19 protein-coding genes are annotated in these 18,313 nt (G+C 60.7%); 9 read left to right on the top strand and 10 right to left on the bottom strand.

Annotated features, from left to right (window positions below):
- Nucleotides 1-71: 71 nt before the first annotated feature.
- The 3 genes from pspC to pspA all read right to left on the bottom strand — a co-directional run bounded on the left by pspC (nt 72) and on the right by pspA (nt 1,387).
- A complete protein-coding gene (gene pspC, locus ACF8MC_RS02880; RefSeq protein ID WP_033643233.1) occupies nt 72-431 on the bottom strand; it encodes an envelope stress response membrane protein PspC in 360 nt (119 codons plus the stop codon).
- Nucleotides 431-658, bottom strand: coding sequence for an envelope stress response membrane protein PspB (gene pspB, locus ACF8MC_RS02875; RefSeq protein ID WP_004930553.1), 228 nt, complete (start codon nt 656-658; stop codon nt 431-433). The genes pspC and pspB overlap by 1 nt, the downstream gene beginning before the upstream one ends.
- A 63-nt stretch (nt 659-721) precedes the next feature.
- On the bottom strand, nt 722-1,387 hold the full coding sequence (pspA, locus tag ACF8MC_RS02870; protein WP_047567251.1) for a phage shock protein PspA: 666 nt from the start codon (nt 1,385-1,387) through the stop codon (nt 722-724).
- A gap of 184 nt (nt 1,388-1,571) precedes the next feature.
- Here pspA and pspF point away from each other — a divergent pair, with 184 nt between their 5' ends.
- On the top strand, nt 1,572-2,579 hold the full coding sequence (pspF, locus tag ACF8MC_RS02865) for a phage shock protein operon transcriptional activator (protein WP_103798492.1): 1,008 nt from the start codon (nt 1,572-1,574) through the stop codon (nt 2,577-2,579).
- 157 nt (nt 2,580-2,736) lie between these two features.
- Here the strand turns inward: pspF and ACF8MC_RS02860 are convergent, their stop codons facing one another.
- Both ACF8MC_RS02860 and ACF8MC_RS02855 read right to left on the bottom strand, forming a co-directional pair.
- Entirely contained in the window at nt 2,737-3,867 is a 1,131-nt protein-coding gene (locus ACF8MC_RS02860) for an MFS transporter (protein ID WP_049234348.1), read from the bottom strand.
- A 31-nt stretch (nt 3,868-3,898) separates the two neighbouring features.
- A complete protein-coding gene (locus ACF8MC_RS02855) occupies nt 3,899-4,858 on the bottom strand; it encodes an SDR family NAD(P)-dependent oxidoreductase (protein ID WP_164104992.1) in 960 nt (319 codons plus the stop codon).
- Nucleotides 4,859-4,951: 93 nt separating this feature from the next.
- Between ACF8MC_RS02855 and ACF8MC_RS02850 the strand changes: the two genes are divergently transcribed.
- Nucleotides 4,952-5,185, top strand: coding sequence for a hypothetical protein (locus ACF8MC_RS02850; protein WP_164040399.1), 234 nt, complete (start codon nt 4,952-4,954; stop codon nt 5,183-5,185).
- 47 nt (nt 5,186-5,232) lie between these two features.
- Here ACF8MC_RS02850 and zigA read toward each other — a convergent pair whose 3' ends face one another.
- The 3 genes from zigA to folE2 are packed head-to-tail and all read right to left on the bottom strand — an operon-like array spanning nt 5,233 to nt 7,907.
- The gene (gene zigA, locus ACF8MC_RS02845; RefSeq protein WP_121535803.1) at nt 5,233-6,420 is read right to left on the bottom strand and encodes a zinc metallochaperone GTPase ZigA; all 1,188 of its coding nucleotides are present in this window, start codon (nt 6,418-6,420) and stop codon (nt 5,233-5,235) included.
- Nucleotides 6,421-6,430: 10 nt separating this feature from the next.
- Nucleotides 6,431-6,991 (bottom strand): carbonate dehydratase, encoded by a 561-nt coding sequence (locus ACF8MC_RS02840; RefSeq protein WP_033634689.1) that lies wholly within the window; start codon nt 6,989-6,991, stop codon nt 6,431-6,433.
- Nucleotides 6,981-7,907 carry a GTP cyclohydrolase FolE2 gene (gene folE2, locus ACF8MC_RS02835; protein WP_033653048.1) on the bottom strand — a complete coding sequence of 309 codons (927 nt, stop codon included), beginning with the start codon at nt 7,905-7,907 and terminating at the stop codon, nt 6,981-6,983. The genes ACF8MC_RS02840 and folE2 overlap by 11 nt, the downstream gene beginning before the upstream one ends.
- A gap of 204 nt (nt 7,908-8,111) precedes the next feature.
- On the opposite strand from folE2, the gene sapA reads away from it, so the two are divergent.
- From sapA to ACF8MC_RS02800, 7 genes are all read left to right on the top strand, one after another.
- A complete protein-coding gene (gene sapA / locus ACF8MC_RS02830; RefSeq protein WP_060418574.1) occupies nt 8,112-9,761 on the top strand; it encodes an ABC transporter substrate-binding protein SapA in 1,650 nt (549 codons plus the stop codon).
- Nucleotides 9,758-10,723: a putrescine export ABC transporter permease SapB gene (sapB, locus tag ACF8MC_RS02825; RefSeq protein ID WP_004930575.1), complete on the top strand. Its 966-nt coding sequence runs from the start codon at nt 9,758-9,760 to the stop codon at nt 10,721-10,723. The genes sapA and sapB overlap by 4 nt, the downstream gene beginning before the upstream one ends.
- A complete protein-coding gene (gene sapC, locus ACF8MC_RS02820) occupies nt 10,710-11,600 on the top strand; it encodes a putrescine export ABC transporter permease SapC (RefSeq protein WP_004930580.1) in 891 nt (296 codons plus the stop codon). Before sapB ends, sapC begins: the two co-directional genes overlap by 14 nt.
- Entirely contained in the window at nt 11,600-12,592 is a 993-nt protein-coding gene (sapD, locus tag ACF8MC_RS02815; protein WP_004930587.1) for a putrescine export ABC transporter ATP-binding protein SapD, read from the top strand. Before sapC ends, sapD begins: the two co-directional genes overlap by 1 nt.
- Before the next feature lies 1 nt (nt 12,593).
- Complete coding sequence (gene sapF, locus ACF8MC_RS02810) at nt 12,594-13,406, top strand: putrescine export ABC transporter ATP-binding protein SapF (RefSeq protein WP_033648455.1); 813 nt, start codon at nt 12,594-12,596, stop codon at nt 13,404-13,406.
- Between the two features lie 424 nt (nt 13,407-13,830).
- A complete protein-coding gene (locus tag ACF8MC_RS02805; protein ID WP_033634696.1) occupies nt 13,831-15,015 on the top strand; it encodes a carboxymuconolactone decarboxylase family protein in 1,185 nt (394 codons plus the stop codon).
- A 455-nt stretch (nt 15,016-15,470) separates the two neighbouring features.
- Complete coding sequence (locus ACF8MC_RS02800; RefSeq protein ID WP_033634697.1) at nt 15,471-16,019, top strand: inclusion body family protein; 549 nt, start codon at nt 15,471-15,473, stop codon at nt 16,017-16,019.
- Nucleotides 16,020-16,107: 88 nt separating this feature from the next.
- Here ACF8MC_RS02800 and ACF8MC_RS02795 read toward each other — a convergent pair whose 3' ends face one another.
- A complete protein-coding gene (locus ACF8MC_RS02795) occupies nt 16,108-17,013 on the bottom strand; it encodes a LysR family transcriptional regulator (protein WP_033653045.1) in 906 nt (301 codons plus the stop codon).
- 64 nt (nt 17,014-17,077) lie between these two features.
- On the bottom strand, nt 17,078-18,247 hold the full coding sequence (dacD, locus tag ACF8MC_RS02790; protein ID WP_060430337.1) for a serine-type D-Ala-D-Ala carboxypeptidase DacD: 1,170 nt from the start codon (nt 18,245-18,247) through the stop codon (nt 17,078-17,080).
- Between the last annotated feature and the right edge of the window lie 66 nt (nt 18,248-18,313).

Genomic DNA, 18,313 nt, shown 5'->3' with positions numbered 1-18,313 from the left:
TAATTGTACATTCAACGGGATAACGGCGGCGAAGATGCCCGGCCTGCGCAGGCCGGGCATCGCAAGAAGGGTTACAGCTTGCGGAAACGGCTCTGTACGCCGAAGGTATCGGACGTTACGTAGCGCTCGACCTGACGCAGCTGCTGCTCGCCGCTGCCCAACTCATATTCCAGCTGATCGAGCAGCTGGCGCGGCGTCTTCTGATGCTCGCCTTCGAAACGGCTGGCCGGCGCTTCGTCCAACACGAACACCAGCGCGATATAGGCCACCAGCGTGAAGAAAAACAGCCCGAAGAACAGCGACAGCACCACCATCACGCGGATCAGGCGCACCGGCACGTCGAAATAGTGGGCCAAACCGGCGCAGACGCCTTTCACCATGCCTTCTTCGGGAACGCGATAAAGCTTTTTACTGCCCAGCGTCATGCTCATCAGGACTGTCTCCAGTTCGGGTGTTCCGCATCAAGGATCTCTTCCAGCGCCTGAATGCGTTCACGCATGCGTTTGGCGTCTTCCGCCAGCTGCGCCAGGCGCTGCATTTCTTGCTGACTCAGCTGGATGCCGGTCTGTTGCCGATTGCTGTAATGCAGCCAAAGCCAAATCGGCGCGACAAACAGCACGAAAATTGTCAGCGGAATGGCAAGTAATAAAGCACTCATTGTTATTCCTTCTTATCGGGTCCTGGATAGGCGGCCACCTCCGACGTGTGGCCGCGGTTCGCCTTACTCTGAGCGGTTCATCTTGGCTTTCAGCGCCGCCAGCTGCTCACTGATGGCGTCGTCGGCTTTCAGCTCGGCAAACTCTTGGTCCAGCGACTTCTTTTTACCGATGCTGATGCTTTCCGCTTCGGCTTCCATATGGTCGATGCGGCGCTCGAACTGTTCGAAACGCGCCATCGCTTCATCCAGCTTGCCGCTGTCGAGCTGGCGGCGCACTTCACGGGAGGAAGACGCGGCCTGATGACGCAGCGCCAACGCCTGCTGCCGCGCACGGGTTTCGGTCAGCTTGTTTTCCAGCTCGCCGATTTCGCTCTTCATGCGTGCCAGCGTTTCTTCTACGGTCGTCACTTCTTGCGTCAGCGTGGCGATCAGATCGACCACCTTTTGTTTTTCGATCAGCGCCGCACGGGCCAAGTCTTCTTTATCTTTGCGCAGCGCCAGTTCGGCTTTTTCCTGCCAGTCGCCTACCTGGCTTTCGCCCTGCTCAATGCGACGCAGCAGCTGCTTTTTCTCCGCCAGCGCACGCGCCGACGTAGAACGAACTTCAACCAGCGTGTCTTCCATCTCTTGGATCATCAACCGCACCAGCTTCTGCGGATCTTCCGCCTTATCCAGCAGGGTGTTGATGTTGGCGTTCACGATGTCGGCAAAACGAGAAAAAATACCCATAATTCACTTCCTCTTGGTTCTGATGGCGTCTGAAGCGCCGCGTTAAGTCGTACAGCTTGCCTGAAGATATAATCAAAACCCGTGCCAACTTTTATATCATTGATAAATAATGGATATTATTTTTTGACTCTCTGCGCGCTTGCTGTAGAGTGATTATTTTCACCAAACATTGGCGAATTTCATCATGAACGAGCAGCCAGAGAATTTGTTGGGCGAGGCAAACGCCTTTGTCGACGTATTGGAGCAAGTCTCCCAGGTGGCAAAGCTGAACAAACCGGTGCTGGTGATCGGCGAGCGCGGTACCGGCAAGGAGCTGATCGCCCACCGCCTACACTACCTTTCCAACCGCTGGCAAGGGCCGTTCATCTCGCTCAACTGCGCGGCGCTGAATGAAAACCTGCTGGATTCCGAACTGTTCGGCCACGAGGCCGGCGCCTTTACCGGCGCGCAGAAACGCCATCTGGGGCGCTTCGAGCGCGCCGACGGCGGCACGCTGTTCCTCGATGAGCTGGCGACCGCGCCGATGCTGGTGCAGGAGAAGCTGCTGCGGGTGATCGAATACGGCCAGCTGGAGCGCGTGGGCGGCAGCCAGCCGCTGCGGGTGGATGTGCGCCTGGTGTGCGCCACCAACGACGATCTGCCGGCGCTGGCGGCGGCGGGCAAATTCCGCGCCGATCTGCTGGATCGGCTGGCGTTCGACGTGGTGCAGCTGCCGCCGCTGCGCCAACGTCGGCCCGATATCATGCTGCTGGCCGAGCATTTCGCCATTCAAATGTGCCGCGAACTGGCGCTGCCGCTGTTTCCCGGCTTTACCGAACGCGCCAGGCAAACGTTGCTCGAATATGGCTGGCCGGGCAACGTGCGTGAACTGAAAAACGTGGTGGAGCGCTCGGTTTATCGCCACGGCGACAGCGACAGCCCGCTTGACGAAATCATCATCAACCCGTTTGCGCCGCGTGAGGCGGCGCCGGTCGCGCCCGCCCCTGAAGGCGCCGGCGCGTTACCGGCGCTGCCGCTGGATTTGAAAAACTGGCAGCTGGAGCAGGAGAAGGTATTGATCGAAGCTGCGCTGCAGCAGGGGCGTTTCAATCAGCGCAAGGCTGCGCAGCTGCTGGGGCTCACCTATCATCAGCTGCGCGGCATGCTGAAAAAACATGCGCTGCTGCAAAACGGCGAGCAAGACGAGGATTAGTAACGCAGGGATTGGGTGCCGGTCTTTCCCGGCCGTCAGCTATTAGCCCCAGGTTGGGAGATGTGGCCTGAGGACGGCCGCCTGGAGATGTCGGCCTTTCCCGACGGTCACTTCACTGCGCGGGATTTTCCCGCCGATGAATCACCTTCTTGCAAGATCACTGCGGTATTTTCCCTGCCCGATAAATGACGCCGAGCGACAACGCGACGCAGACCAGAAAGGCATAGCGCAGACCGACAGTTTCGGATAAGAACCCGATTAACGGCGGCCCGATCAGCGTGCCCAGAAAGCCGATGGTCAACACCGCCGCGATGGCGGCGCTTGGCGCCATGGAAGAAGACCTTGCGGCCGCCCCCGCAACCAGCGGAATAATGACGCAAATGCCAAGCCCAACCAGGAAAAAACCGATTATCGATGTCACCAACCCCGGCAACCAGGTCGTTAGCGTCATGCCGGTGAACGCCAGCATTCCGCCCCACTGCAACGTTCTCCTCACTCCGATCCGATCAACGAACCGGTTCAACATGAGCCGACCGATCGTCATGGCCGCCATAAATACCGTAAAACCCAGGCCGATGTATTTTCGATCGACCGAGACGACATTCTGAAAATAAACGACGCTCCAGTCATACATGATGCCCTCACAAGCCATCGAGCAGAAAACGATCAGGCCATAGTTGAACAGCGAGCGGTCCGGGATGGCGAAAGCGCGCCCGGTCTGTTCCAACTCCGGTTTGTCGAACAATGCCCGCCGACACAGCAAGGCGGACACCAGAGCCACCGCCGCTATGCCAGTAAAGTGCAGCGGCAAGGCGACATCCCGACCGATCATTAGCGCCCCGATCCCTGCGCCGACGAACCCGGCCACGCCCCATATACCGTGAAAGAACGGCAGCCGCGTTTTACCGCTGACCGCCTCGGCGATACTGGCCTGCATGTTGTTAGAGACATTGACCGCGCTGTAAGCGAACCCGGAGAAAAACAGCAACGCCGCCAATTGAGGGACCGTCGCGGCAAAGGGCACCAGAAGCAAAAGCATGGCGTTGATCAGAATGGCCGCGACGCCGACCATCCTGCTGCCGAGTTTGGCGATCGCCCATCCCGATATCGGCAGCGACAAGACCACCCCGGCCGACATGGCGAACAGTACGCTGCCGAATACGCCGTCAGACAACGCGAGCCCTCCCTTGATCGTCGCCATCCTTGAGCTCAAACTGCCGAAACACAACCCCAGCATGAAAAACATGCTGGATATCGCCAGGTTTTTTTCTTTCATCATCGACATCATGGACGCTCCTCTTATCCGATTAGCGGCCTGCTCAGGCGAAGGCATCGACACCGGTCAGCGACGCCGAAAGCGCCCACAGACGCTGCGCCTGTTCCGGATCGATCGCGTATTCCTTCACGCCGACCAGCGCCTGACTGTCGTGTGCGGCGATACCGGCAATATCGCCATCCTCACAGTAAAGTCCTCCCAAACCCTGCAACTGCGGTGAGGTGGCGGCCCACACCTGAGTCGCGGCCCCCTGCTGAGGCGTTTTAAGGGCGTCGGGATCGGCCGGATTGCCGTCTTCGTCCATCCAGCCTAGGGCTAGCATCTCTTCTCTCGATATGTGCCGCTGCAGCGGCGTGGCGATGCTGCCAGGATGCAGGCTAAATGCGCGGATCCCCCGCGAGCGGCCAAGAAGATCCAACCGGACGGCAAACAGGGCATTCGCCGTCTTCGACTGACCGTACGCCAGCCACTTGTCGTAACCGCGTTCGAACTGCACATCTTCCCAGCGGATCGCCGAATGGTGATGCCCGGCGGAGGAAACGCTGACCACCCGCCCGCCATCGGCAATGGCCGGCCACAGCAAATTGGTCAGCGCATAGTGGCCGAGATGGTTGGTGGCGAACTGCCTTTCCCAACCGCGCCCCACCCGCGCCTCCGGGCATGCCATCACTCCGGCGTTGTTGATGACAATATCCGCCCGTAGGCTCGATGCGGTAAAGTCTGCGGCGAATCGGCGCACGCTGTTTAAATCGGCGAGATCGAGTTCGGCGATCTCGACGCCGGCGCTCTGCCCTAACACCTCTTTGGCTGCCGCCGGTGCCCGGCAAGCGACGATGACCCGTGCGCCGGCGTCGGCCAGCGCCAGCGTCGTCTCCAGACCGAGACCTGAATGACCACCGGTGACGATGGCCTGAGTGCCTGACAGATCCAGGCCCGTTAGCACCTCGCCGGCGGTCGTTTTGGGCCCGAATCCTGAGTTGATGGGGGTTTGTTGGATAATCACAGGCTTTCTCCTCGCGGTTAACAGTGGCAGGCCAAACGCAGCCGGCGCGTCGATGAGGAGGAGTATGAAATTCCGTCGCGGGACTGTGAATGTATGAAAGCCCGAACTTCTGTCGAGATCGTCCAGGTTGAACAGCAGAGTGCGGATATGCTGTTTGCCTGGCGAGGTTTCCGGTCTGAGGCAGGCAAAAAAAAAGCCAGCACCCGAGCTGGCTTAAAAAACACTGGAAGCAATGTGAGCAATGTCGTGCCTTCCACATCAGAGCCGCAAACTGTGGCCTTCCGTGAACTGCCAGGCGATGATAATAGTTATCAGTATCGTCTGTAAAGCACTTTGTTGAGAATTTTTCTCATTTCCACACGAAGATTGCGCAATTACCACTCAGGGAACGGGTCAGCCATGTCCAGCCAGTAGTCCACGCCAGCGGCCATTTCATCGTCGCTCAGCAGGCATTCGTCCAGCAAACGCACGATCGCCGCCTGCTGCAGATGCTGGCCGATAAACACCAGCTCCTGACGCATGTCGCCGAACGGCTCCACCCATTTTTCCTGAATGTGCGCCCGCGCTTCGGGATCCTGCGGCCAATTATCTTGCGGGATGGCGCGCCAAAAGGTGCCCGCCAGGCCGTAGTGGGCGATGCCGCCGGCCTGGCTCCACTGCCCGGCCTGCCGCGGCCGCGTCGCCAGCCAGAAAAAGCCTTTCGAGCGCAGCAGCTTGCCGCCGCCCCAGTCGCCGTTGATCACGCGGTAAAACTTGTCCGGCGCAAACGGCCGCCGCGCCTGATAGACGAAGCTACTGATGCCGTAGTTTTCCGTTTCCGGCACGTGTTCGCCGCGCAGCTCTTTCAGCCAGCCGGGCGCCTGCTGCGCCTTTTCAAAGCTGAAGCTGCCGGTATTCAGCACCGCCTCCAGCGGCAGCTTACCCGGCGCGATCGGCACAATGCGGGCATCGGGGTTCAGGCTGGCCAACAGCGCCATCACTTCGCCCTGCTGGGCTGGCGTCAACAGATCGGTCTTGCTGACCAGCATCACGTCGCAAAATTCAATTTGCTCAATCAACAGATCCGCCACGCTGCGCAGATCGTCCTCGCCCAGGCTTTGGCCGGCCTCCTGCAGGCTTTGCGCCCGCTGGTACTGCTGGATGAAATTCACCCCGTCGACCACCGTCACCAGAGTATCCAGCCGGGCGAACTGCGACAGGCTTTCGCCCTTTTCGTCCTCGAAGGTAAAGGTTTCCGCCACCGGCAGCGGCTCGGATATGCCGCTCGATTCGATCAGCAGGTAATCGAAACGCCCGTCCTGCGCCAGCTCACGCACCGATACCAGCAGGTCTTCGCGCAGCGTGCAGCAAATGCAGCCGTTGCTCATCTCCACCAGCTTCTCCTCCTGGCGATCGAGATGCACGGCATTTTCCACCAGCGCGGCGTCGATGTTCACTTCGCTCATGTCGTTGACGATCACCGCCACGCGCATGCCCTGCCGGTTGTTCAGGATGTGGTTCAGCACCGTGGTCTTGCCGGCGCCGAGAAAGCCGGAAAGCACGGTCACGGGAAGTTGTTTCATGGGAGCCTCATTAAAATTCATTGCGTAATGCCTGATAGCCGCGCACCAGCTCGACGTTGGTGGCGGCCACTTCTTCCGAAAACTGCAGCGCGCCGCGATCGACCTGGCGATAGCGCGACAGGTCGCTGTCCGGCCCTACGCGCTCGGTCGAGGGGATATAGCGGTTTTCCGGCAGCGTCACGCCGTCCACCACCGCGTTGTAACGCACCACGCAGCCGGACTGGATGTGGCAGTTGAACAGCACGCTGTTGAAACCGATAAACACCCGATCGTCGATGCGACACGGGCCGTGGACAATGGCGCGGTGGGCGATCGAGCTGTAACGGCCAATGATGACCGCCGCCCCGCTCTTGGAGTGGATCACCACGCCGTCCTGAATATTGGAGTGCGAGCCGATGACGATCGGTTCCATGTCGCCGGCGGCGTTCAACTCGTCGGCGCGGATCACCGCATACGGGCCGACGTAGACGAAATCTTCGACGATCACCCGGCCGCAGATAATGGCGGTGGGATCGATGTAGGCCAGCGGCGAGACCTGCGGCAGATGGCCGCTGGGATTTTTACGCAGCATGATTTTCTCCCCGCCAGCTCAGCTCCGCCACCGCATTGTGGGCATGCAGGCTCTCCTGATGCTCGACACGCAGCGAGAAGGCGCGGTAATCGCACTGGCTGCGCAGCATGCGATACAGACGCCGCGCCGCGTCCTCGCAAAACATCAGGTTCTGCCCGTTGGCCAGCGCGAAGGCCTGTTCGTCGCGGCGTTTCACCAGCGTTTGTACCGGCGTGCCCAGCGCGTGTTCGATGCGATCGATCAATTTCACCGGTTCGAACGCCCGTTCATTCTCGGGCGTCACGGTGACCCAGGCCCAGCTGCGCTGGCTGTGAGGGGTGGCCGGCATTCCCTGCTCCAACAGCCACTCGCTCACCTGCCGTTGGCTGATCCGCTCCGCCGCCTGTTCAAAATCAAACTGAAACTGTTGCTGCGCCAACTGACGGCTGAGCGCCGCCGAACTCGGGCAGGTCGAGGAGTAAGGTACGCCGACGGTCAGCGCCAGCGTCAGCCTGTCCGTCAGGGTGGCCTCGATGCGCAGCGGGTAAGCCTTCCAGCCGCGCTGCGGCGACAGCAACGCCGGGCGCGACAGCAGCAGCTCGCCGCTGAGCGTCAGGCTGGCGCGATCGCTGTGTTCCGGCTGAGAATCCAGAAAGGCCTGCAGCGTTCGGCCGAGGCGCTGCGGCGTCAGCTCGCCCTGCGTCAATTCGTCCAGCGCCAGATACAGCCGCGACATGTGAATGCCGCGTTCGCCCGCCGCTTCGGCGCGCAGGTTGATGCCGGCGTCGACCTTGGCCATCAGTGGCTTGCCGGCCAGCTCCAGCGGCAGCGCGATCCCTTGCATCCCGACCCAATCGAGCCCGACATCACTCATTTCGCCGCGCCATGCCTGAGCGTCCGGCAGCGAACGGCGTGGTGGAAGTGCAACTTCGTTCATACATCCCCTTGCGTTATTGTGACTTTGCCGAGGAACGGTATCATGATTTTGTTATGTTATAACATATCAAATAAGATTTTTTTCACGATCGCGAACGACCTGATTAATCAAGTCGCAGAAAACTCAGCGATTTTGCTCAATGGATTGGGCTGCCGGTCAGAGTGCGATACACTAACGCTATTGCTGATTAACCCATGAGCCTCTATGCGTGGTTTACCCCTTTGGATAGTGTCGTTGTGCTTTACCGGCTCCGCCCTGGCCGCAACCACACCGCCCGCGCCCGCCGCGGCGCCGCTGCCGGACATTCGCCAGAGCGGCTTTGTCTATTGCGTCAGCGGCATACTGAATACCTTCAACCCGCAAATGGCCAGCAGCGGCCTGACGGTGGATACCCTGGCCGCCCAGCTGTACGATCGCCTGCTGGATGTCGATCCCTACACCTACCGGCTGATCCCCGAGTTGGCGCAAAGCTGGGAAGTGCTGGACAACGGCGCCACCTACCGCTTCCATCTGCGCAAGGACGTGCCGTTCCAGACCACCGCCTGGTTCACGCCCACCCGCAAGATGAACGCCGACGACGTGGTGTTCAGCTTCGCGCGCGTATTTGACCAAAAACACCCGTATCACGACGTCAACGGCGGCGAATACCCCTATTTCGACAGCCTGCAGTTCGGCGATTCGGTGCAGAGCGTGAGAAAGCTCGACGACTACACGGTGGAGATCCGCCTGCAGTCGCCGGACGCCTCGTTCCTGTGGCACCTGGCGACCCACTACGCGCCGGTGCTGTCCGCCGAGTACGCCGACACGCTGACGCGCGAAGGCCATCAGGAGCTGATCGACCGCGAACCGGTCGGCAGCGGCCCGTTCCTGCTCAACGAATACCGCTCGGGGCAATATATTCGCCTGGCGCGCAACGCCGCCTACTGGAAAGGCCTGCCGCGCATGCCGCAGGTGGTGATCGATCTGGGCGCCGGCGGCACCGGCCGCCTCTCCAAACTGCTGACCGGCGAGTGCGACGTGCTGGCCTATCCGGCGGCGAGCCAGCTGTCTATCCTGCGCGACGATCCGCGCCTGCGCCTGACGCTGCGCCCGGGGATGAACATCGCCTATCTGGCGTTCAACACCCGCAAGCCGCCGCTCGACAACCTCAACGTGCGCCAGGCGATCTCGCTGGCGATCAACAACCAGCGGTTGATGCAATCGATCTATTACGGCACTGCGGAAACCGCCGCCTCGATCCTGCCGCGCGCCTCCTGGGCCTACGACAACGACGCGCACGTCACCGAGTACGATCCGGCCAAATCGCGCGAAATGCTGCGGCAGGCCGGCGTCGGCCAGCTGAACCTGAAGCTGTGGGTGCCGACCGCCTCGCAGTCTTACAACCCGAGCCCGCTCAAGACCGCCGAGCTGATCCAGGCCGATCTCGGCCAGGTGGGCATCAACGTCACCATTGTGCCGGTGGAAGGACGCTTCCAGGAAGCGCGCCTGATGGAGATGAACCACGATCTGACCCTGACCGGCTGGGCCACCGACAGCAACGACCCGGACAGCTTCTTCCGGCCGCTGCTGAGCTGCGCGGCAATCCGTTCGCAAACCAACTATGCTCACTGGTGTGACCCGGGCTTCGACGAGGTGTTGCAGAACGCGCTGCTGTCGCAGCAGCTGTCTCAGCGCATCGACAACTACCGCAAGGCGCAGAAGATCCTCGAGCAGCAATTGCCGGTGCTGCCGCTGGCCTCTTCCCTGCGGCTGCAGGCCTACCGCTACGACATCAAGGGATTGGTGCTGAGCCCGTTCGGCAACGCCTCGTTCGCCGGGGTGTACCGTGAATCCGCGCCGGAGGTGAAAAAGTGATTATCTTTACCCTGCGCCGCATTCTGCTGCTGCTGATCACGCTGTTCTTCCTGACGCTGGTCAGCTTCAGCCTGAGCTATTTCACGCCGCGCGCGCCGCTGAACGGCGCCGCCCTGCTGGACGCCTATCAGTTCTACTTCGTCAGCCTGCTGCACTGGGACTTCGGCGTTTCCAGCATCAACGGCCAGGCGATCAGCGAACAGCTGCGCGAAGTGTTCCCGGCCACCATGGAACTGTGCCTGCTGGCCTTCGCCCTGGCGCTGTTTATCGGCATTCCGCTGGGCATCATCGCCGGCGTGCTGCGCGGCAAGTGGCAGGACACCGCCATCAGCACCTTCGCGCTGCTGGGCTTTTCGATGCCGGTGTTCTGGCTGGCGCTGCTGCTGATGCTGTTCTTCTCGCTGCATCTGGGCTGGCTGCCGGTATCCGGCCGTTTCGACCTGCTGTATCAGGTGAAGCCGATCACCGGTTTCGCGCTGATCGACGCCTGGCTGTCGGACTCGCCGTACCGCGCCGAGATGATCGGCAGCGCCCTGCGCCACATGATCCTGCCGATCGCCGCGCTGGCGGTGGCGCCCACCACCGAAGTGGTGCGGCTGATGCGCATCAGCACCGACGACGTGCTGAGCCAAAACTACATCAAGGCCGCCGCCACCCGCGGTCTGTCGCGCTTCACCATCATTCGCCGCCACGTGTTGCACAACGCGCTGCCGCCGATCGTGCCCAAGCTGGGGCTGCAGTTCTCCACCATGCTCACGCTGGCGATGATCACCGAAGTGGTGTTCAGCTGGCCGGGCCTCGGCCGCTGGCTGATCAACGCCATTCGCCAGCAGGACTATGCGGCGATCTCCGCCGGTGTCATGGTGGTCGGCACGCTGGTGATCACCATTAACGTCCTGGCCGATATTCTGGGTGCGGCAACCAACCCGCTGAAACATAAGGAATGGTATGCCCTTCGATAACGTATACCGCGAGAAAAAAATGCCGAGCCCGCTGCGCTACACCTGGCGGATTTTTTACGGCGACGCGCTGGCGATGATCGGTTTTTACGGGGTGATCGCCCTGCTGCTGCTGTCGCTGTTCGGCAGCCTGCTGGCGCCCTACGCGCTGGATCAGCAGTTCCTCGGCTATCAGCTGCTGCCGCCGTCCTGGTCACGCTACGGCAACGTGTCGTTCTTTCTCGGCACCGACGATCTCGGGCGCGACATCCTCAGCCGCCTGTTGACCGGCACTGCCGCCACCTTCGGCTCGGCACTGGCGGTGACGCTGGCCGCGGCGTTCTGCGGGGTGATCCTCGGCGTGTTCGCCGGCGTCACCCACGGGCTGCGTTCGGCGGTGCTCAACCACATCCTCGATACCCTGCTGTCCATTCCGTCGCTGCTGCTGGCGATCGTGGTGGTGGCGTTTATCGGCCCCAAACTTGAACACGCCATGCTGGCGGTGTGGCTCGCCTTGCTGCCGCGCATGGTGCGCACCATCTACAGCGCGGTGCACGACGAGCTGGAGAAAGAGTACGTGGTGGCGGCGCGGCTCGATGGCGCTTCCACGCTGCAGATCCTGTGGTACGCCGTCATGCCGAACATCGCCGCGGTGCTGGTGACCGAGTTCACCCGCGCGCTGTCGATGGCCATTTTGGACATCGCCGCGCTCGGCTTCCTCGATCTCGGCGCGCAGCTGCCTTCGCCGGAATGGGGAGCGATGCTCGGCGATTCGCTCGAGCTGGTGTACGTCGCCCCCTGGACGGTGATGCTGCCCGGCGCGGCCATCCTCGTCAGCGTGCTGCTGGTTAACCTGTTAGGCGACGGTATGCGCCGCGCAATCAATGCCGGGGTGGAATAATGCCGTTACTCGATATCCGCAATCTGACGATTGAATTTATGACCGCCGAAGGGCCGGTCAAGGCGGTCGATCGCGTCAGCATGACGCTGACCGAGGGCGAGGTGCGCGGCCTGGTGGGTGAATCGGGCTCCGGCAAGAGCCTGATCGCCAAGGCCATCTGCGGCGTAACCAAAGACAACTGGCGCGTCACCGCCGACCGTTTCCGCTTCGACGACATCGATCTGCTGCAGCTGAGCCCGCGCGAGCGGCGCAGGCTGGTGGGCCACAACGTCTCGATGATTTTCCAGGAGCCGCAGTCCTGTCTCGATCCTTCCGAGAGCATCGGCCGCCAGCTGGCGCAGGCGATCCCGGGCTGGACTTATAAAGGCCACTGGTGGCAGCGCTTCAACTGGCGCAAACGCCGCGCCATCGAATTGCTGCACCGCGTCGGCATCAAGGATCACGACGACATCATGGGCAGCTTCCCGTACGAGCTGACCGAAGGCGAGTGTCAGAAAGTGATGATCGCCATCGCGCTGGCCAACCAGCCGCGCCTGCTGATCGCCGATGAGCCAACCAACGCCATGGAGCCGACCACCCAGGCGCAGATTTTCCGCCTGTTGGCGCGCCTCAATCAGAACAACAACACCACCATCCTGCTGATCAGCCATGATTTGCAGATGATGAGTAAATGGGCCGACCGGGTGAACGTGCTGTACTGCGGGCAAACGGTGGAAAGCGCCCAGTGCGAAGAGCTGCTGGCGGCACCGCACCACCCTTACACCCAGGCGCTGATCCGCGCCATGCCGGATTTTGGCCGCTCGCTGCCGCACAAGAGCCGGTTGAACACGCTGCCGGGCGCCATTCCTTCGCTGGAACACCTGCCGATCGGCTGCCGTCTGGGGCCGCGCTGCCCTTACGCGCAGAAGAAGTGCATCGAAACGCCGCGCCTGCGCCCGGTCAAAAACCACTTCTTCGCCTGCCACTTCCCGCTGAACATGGAGGAGCAATAACATGGAAACGCTGTTGGAAGTGCGCAACCTGAGCAAAACCTACCGCTACCGCACCGGGCTGTTCCGCCGCCAGCACGTCGAGGCGGTGAAATCCGTCAGCTTTACCCTGCGCGAAGGCCAGACGCTGGCGGTGATCGGCGAGAACGGCTCCGGCAAATCCACGCTGGCGAAGATGCTCTCCGGCATGGTGGAACCGACCGCCGGCGAACTGCTGATCGACGATCATCCACTGGAATTCGGCGATTATCGCTATCGCAGCCAGCGCATTCGCATGATTTTTCAGGATCCGAGCACCTCGCTCAATCCGCGCCAGCGCATCGGCCAGCTGCTGGACGCGCCGCTGCGGCTGAACACCAGTCTGGAACCCGCCGAACGCGAGCAGCGCATCAACCAGACGCTGCGCCAGGTCGGCATGCTGCCGGATCACGCCTACTACTATCCGCACATGCTGGCTTCCGGGCAGAAACAGCGCGTCGCATTGGCGCGTGCGCTGATCCTGCAGCCGAAGGTGATCGTCGCCGATGAGGCGCTGGCCTCGCTGGACATGTCGATGCGCTCGCAAATCATCAACTTGATGCTGGAACTGCAGGAAAAACACGGTATTTCCTATATCTACGTCACTCAGCACCTCGGCATGATGAAGCATATCAGCGACCAGGTGCTGGTGATGCACGAAGGGGAAATCGTCGAACGCGGCAGCACCGCCGAGGTGTTGGCGGCGCCGCTGCACGAATTGACCAAGCGCCTTATCGCCAGCCATTTCGGCGAGGCGCTGACCGCCGACGCCTGGCGGCGCGACGGCGGCCGTTTTTGAGGCCCGTCCTGGCCTGCAATAAACCCGCTGCGGCGGGTTTTTTATTGCCGCACGCGCCTGCCGCTACGCCAGAAAACGCAAATACAAATTACATTCTTGTTATATATCCTTATATTTTATTCCTTTCAGTTATTGATTAGTCCGTAACATTATTTTATCTCGCCAGGGCGATCGGTGAGGATATCCCCTACGTTGAGCCTCTCATACGACAGGATATCGCACTGATGAACAGCCTTCGCCATCGCCGCCTCTCGCAGTTTCTGCTTACGCTGGCCGCCGGTTTCTCTGTTTACGGCCACGCGCTGTGCTGCGATGAGCTGCGCTGAATCCGCCTTTCGCCCCGCCAGCGGGCATGTTGCCTCTTTGTCCAGCCGCCGCTGCCGTACGCAGCGTTGGCTGTTGATCACGATTAAGGATTGACCCTATGGAACGACTCCGTCGACAACATAATGCCCAGTGGTATCACGAAACCCAAAGCAGCGTACGGGGCGATGCGCCGCTGGAGCCGCAGGCGGCCACCCTGCGCGATCGTTTTCTGCTGGGGCTGGGCGCCTTCGCCGACGAAGCGCTAAATGCTGCGCTCAGCGCCCGCGCCGGGGTATTCAACGCCTCGCTGGCCGGTTACCACGCGCTGTTTCCCGACCAGGTGTCGCTGTCACGATACGTGACATTGTCACCCTACGATCGCCTCAGCACCGCGTTGACCGTCGCTCAGGTGACGGGCGTGCAATCGCTTTGTAGCCACTACGCCGCCCGCCTCGCCCCGCTGCACAGCCCGGACGCCTCCCGGGAAAGCAATATCCGCCTTGCCCAGATCACCCAATATGCCCGCCAGCTCGCCAGCCAGCCCACGCTGATTTGCCGCAGGGCGCTGCAACAGCTCGGCGACGTCGGGCTGAGCCCGGCGGATATCGTAACCTTCTCTCAGACGATCGGTTTTGTCAGCTATCAGGCGCGCGTAGTGGCGGGCGTCGCGGCGTTGGCCGGCCGCCCGGCGGTGGTGGTGCCCGGCTTCCCGAACGTCGAAGACGCCGATGGCGTCGCTTTCAGCGCCGACGAGTTGAGCTGGACTGCGCGTCTGCCGACAATCGACACGGAAGCCGCCGCCGCCGAACAGCTTGACGTGCTGGATCAGAGCCACCCGCAGGCGCGCGCCGAATCTTATTATTTGCTGTTGGCGCACGATGCCGCCGCGCTGCGCGAGCGTAACGGCGTGTTTAACGGCATCAATGCCGAAGGATATGGGTTATCGAGCCGATTGAAAGCGCTGGCGACGCTGGCAGTCTCGCGCATCAACGGCAGCCGCTACTGCGCGGCTACGGTGGCGCAAGAGCTACAGGACGACGGGCTGGCCCAGGCGCTGTTCGCCGGGCTGCCTCAGGGGCTGGCTTTTACCGAGGATGCCGTCAAACGTGCAGTGATCCACACCGCCGCCGAGCTGACGCGCGCTCCGGAGAAATTCACCCCGCAGAGCGTGCAGCCGTTGTTCAACAGCGGCCTGAATCAGGCGCAGGCGCTGGAAGTGATCCTCACCGCCGCGCTCTACGCCTGGGAAAACCGCCTGCGCCAAACGCTGGGCGATGCAGAGCCGGCACAGCCGGCGCAATGACCTATCACTGAGTTGACGGCTAATTTCGCCGTTAACTCTCTTTGGTCTATTTTGGCTAAAAACTTCACCAAAAGATGAACTGATAAAGTATAAATCCGAAAAAATAATATTTGTCAGAATTATGATTCGTTTTTCTCTGCCGCTCGCGAAAATAACGACTCGTCAAAATTATGTCTGCAAACAAAGCAATAGAAAGATTGCGCCCTCGCTCAATTATGTAACCGTTCTCATCGCAGAAGCAGTAAAACAAGGTTTTAACCCTGCTAATTAATAGAGAAACACATTAACGCCTCTAACTTTTCAGCAGTGGTGGGCTTGCTGTTTAGTTTCTATGATTAAGCCGATAGCGACGTTGTGATTTCCATTTCAAATATTCACTAAAAATAAACGCTCGCCGTCAACCCCATTATTTTTTGATTTTCCATCACAGCAAAAAAATATTGTGAGGTAACCCCATGTCTGAGCAAGAACTTAAATCCAGCAACAGTATCGTTAACGTGATTGTCGTCATCGATACCGATGCTCTGATAGAAGCATTCGAGAATAACAACCCCAGTCAGGACTCCGGCAACCCAACAGGTATCGGGCATCAATACGCTTATATGGTCGTCACCTCCGAGCAGGTGATCGGCGGTTCCGGCACGGCGGACCTGAACTTTAAAGCCAATGTCGGCGACGTCATTCGCTGGACCGGCACCTCAGAATCCGCCAATTTCGACGCCGGCGTGCTGATCTACGGGCTGCCGCAGTTCGGCAGCGGCACCCAGGTCTTTTCCAACCCGACCTTCAAAATGTACACCCGCAGCTCGATGATGCCGGCGCAAAATACCGTGTTCCCCGTCACCTTCACCAACCAAACCTATTGGTTCATCCAGGCGGACATCAGCAATACCGGCACGGAAAATTATTGCATCCAATTTGGCCTCTATTATCGGCCAAATGGCGGCGATCAGAAATTACTGGGTTATTTCTATTGGGATCCGACCATTACCATCAGCAATTAACCTTATTCCGTCGACCGTTAGGCACCACATGATTATGGCCCCTCGGGGCCATAATCGTTGCGGAAACATCGGGTAAACTTAAACGTCTCTATTCATTTTGCCGACGCAGCCACTCGCTGGCGGCGTCGAAGAATTTTTGCGCCAACGGCGTGGCGCGCTCCGCCATATCGACCACCACCGCCGCATGACGCGGCATGGCGCCGATGGCCACCGGGCGCCGCTGCAACGCCGGCATCAGCGGCGATTGCAGCTGGCCGCGCGGGAAGAGCCCGCAGCCCAGGCCGACGAAAATTCCCTCCAGCAGTTGGAAGATCGAGGCCGTCTCCAGCCGCGTGTGCAGCGTCAACCCGGCGTCGCGGAAGTGTTGATCGAGATAGCGGCGGAAATAACGCGTCGGCTCGGCCAGGCACAGCGGCAAGGCGGCCACCGCTTCCAGCGGCAACGGCGTGTCGCCCACCAGCTTAGGGAAGTGTTGCGGATGAAATACCAGCTCGACGCCGGTTTCCACCAGCGGTTGCGATTGGAAATGCAGCTCCTTTAAGGTCGACAGCTCGAAAAAGCCGATGCCGATGTCAACGGTATGCGCCGTCAGCGCCTCCAGCAGCTGATCGGCGCTCAGCACCGCCAGCCGGTAATCGAGATGCGGGTAACGCGCGCTGACCGCCTTGAGCATTTCCGATACCGAGATACTGCACTGCGGCACCACGCCAAGGCGCAGCGTGCCGTGCAAGCCGTGCTTGAGCGACTCCACCTCCAGCTTCAGCCCCTGGTAGACCGAGACGATCTCACGCGCCCACGCCAGCACCCGCTCGCCTTCGGCGGTAAAACCGCCGAAATGGTTGCCGCGGTTAATCAGCGAAACGCCCAGCTCTTTCTCCAGATTTTTCAATCGCATGGATAGCGTCGGCTGGCTGACGAAGCTGGCTTCCGCCGCCCGGCCGAAGTGGCGTTCCCGTTCTAAATTACACAAATAAATCAGTTGTTTAATATCCATAGCGCGGCTCAATGATCGGCAGTCGCATCAGTATACCACCGGGCGCCGTCGCCCGCCCGGCGAGTCAGAGCTTCAGCTTCACGTAATCCGCCAGGCGCGAGAACACGCCGCCCTGCGGCACCGCCTGCAGCGCGACCAGCGGCAGGGTTTTCACCACCTGGCCATTGTCGCTGATGCGGATCTCGCCGACGGTCTGCCCTTTGCCAATCGGCGCTTCCAGCCGTGCGGTATTGATTACGTACTGCGCCTTCAGCTTGTCCGCTTCGTTTTTTGGCAGGCTGAGCGACTGGTTCTGCGCGCTGCCGACCGGCAAGCGGTGATCCTCGCCGTACCAGACCGGCTCTTCCCCCAGGCTCTGCCCGGCGCTGAACAGGTGTACGGTGGTAAAGTCGCGCAGCCCCCAGGTCAACAGCTTACGCGCCTGCTCCTCACGCCCCTTAGCGCTTTTGCCGCCCATCACCACGGCGATCAGGCGGCGATCCCCTTCGGTGGCGGAGGCGATGATGTTGAAGCCGGCCGAGGCGGTGTGCCCGGTTTTCAGCCCATCGACGTGCAGCGTCTTATCCCACAGCAGCCCATTGCGGTTCTGCTGCGTGATACCGTTCCAGGTCAGCGACTTCTCGCTGTACATATGATATTCCGCCGGTTCACTCATGATAATGGCACGCGCAATCACCGCCAGATCGCCGGCGGTGGTGAACTGCCCCGGCGCATCCAGCCCGTGTACCGTTTCGAAATGGGTGTTCTGCAGGCCCAGCTGCGCGCTCTTCTCGTTCATCAGCTTGACGAAGTTGGCCTGGCTGCCCGCCACATAGTCCGCCATCGCCACGCAGGCGTCGTTGCCGGAATCGATGATAATGCCGCGGCTGAGATCGCGTACCGTGACCCTGTCACCGGGCTTCAGGAACATCAACGAAGACCCCTTGAACACCGGGTTGCCCTGCGCCCAGGCGTCTTTCCCCACGGTGACGACATCGTCAAGACCAATCTTGTGCTGGTCAAGCGCGTGGTCGATCACCAACCCGGTCATGAGTTTGGTCAGGCTGGCCGGGTTGCGCCGTTCATCGGCATTGCCGGCAGCCAACACCTGGCCGGTGGTGTAATCCATCAAAACGTAAGAGGCGGCGTCTATCGCCGGCGGGGTCATGGTGGGAAAATGGGGCGTCGTTCCCGCCGCCTGCGCCGCTAAAGGCAGCAATATGCCGCCGATCACCACTGATACTGAACGCTTCACGCTGTGTTCCTCAGGCCCGCAGGCTGAATAAAATGCCAATATAATCCGCGAGATAGACTGCATTAA

This window comes from Serratia sp. LACPHL-BACT-2024-00286 (assembly GCF_043109535.1).
Classification (GTDB): Bacteria; Pseudomonadota; Gammaproteobacteria; order Enterobacterales; family Enterobacteriaceae; genus Serratia; species Serratia sarumanii.
This window is presented reverse-complemented; position numbering and strand designations above follow the sequence as displayed.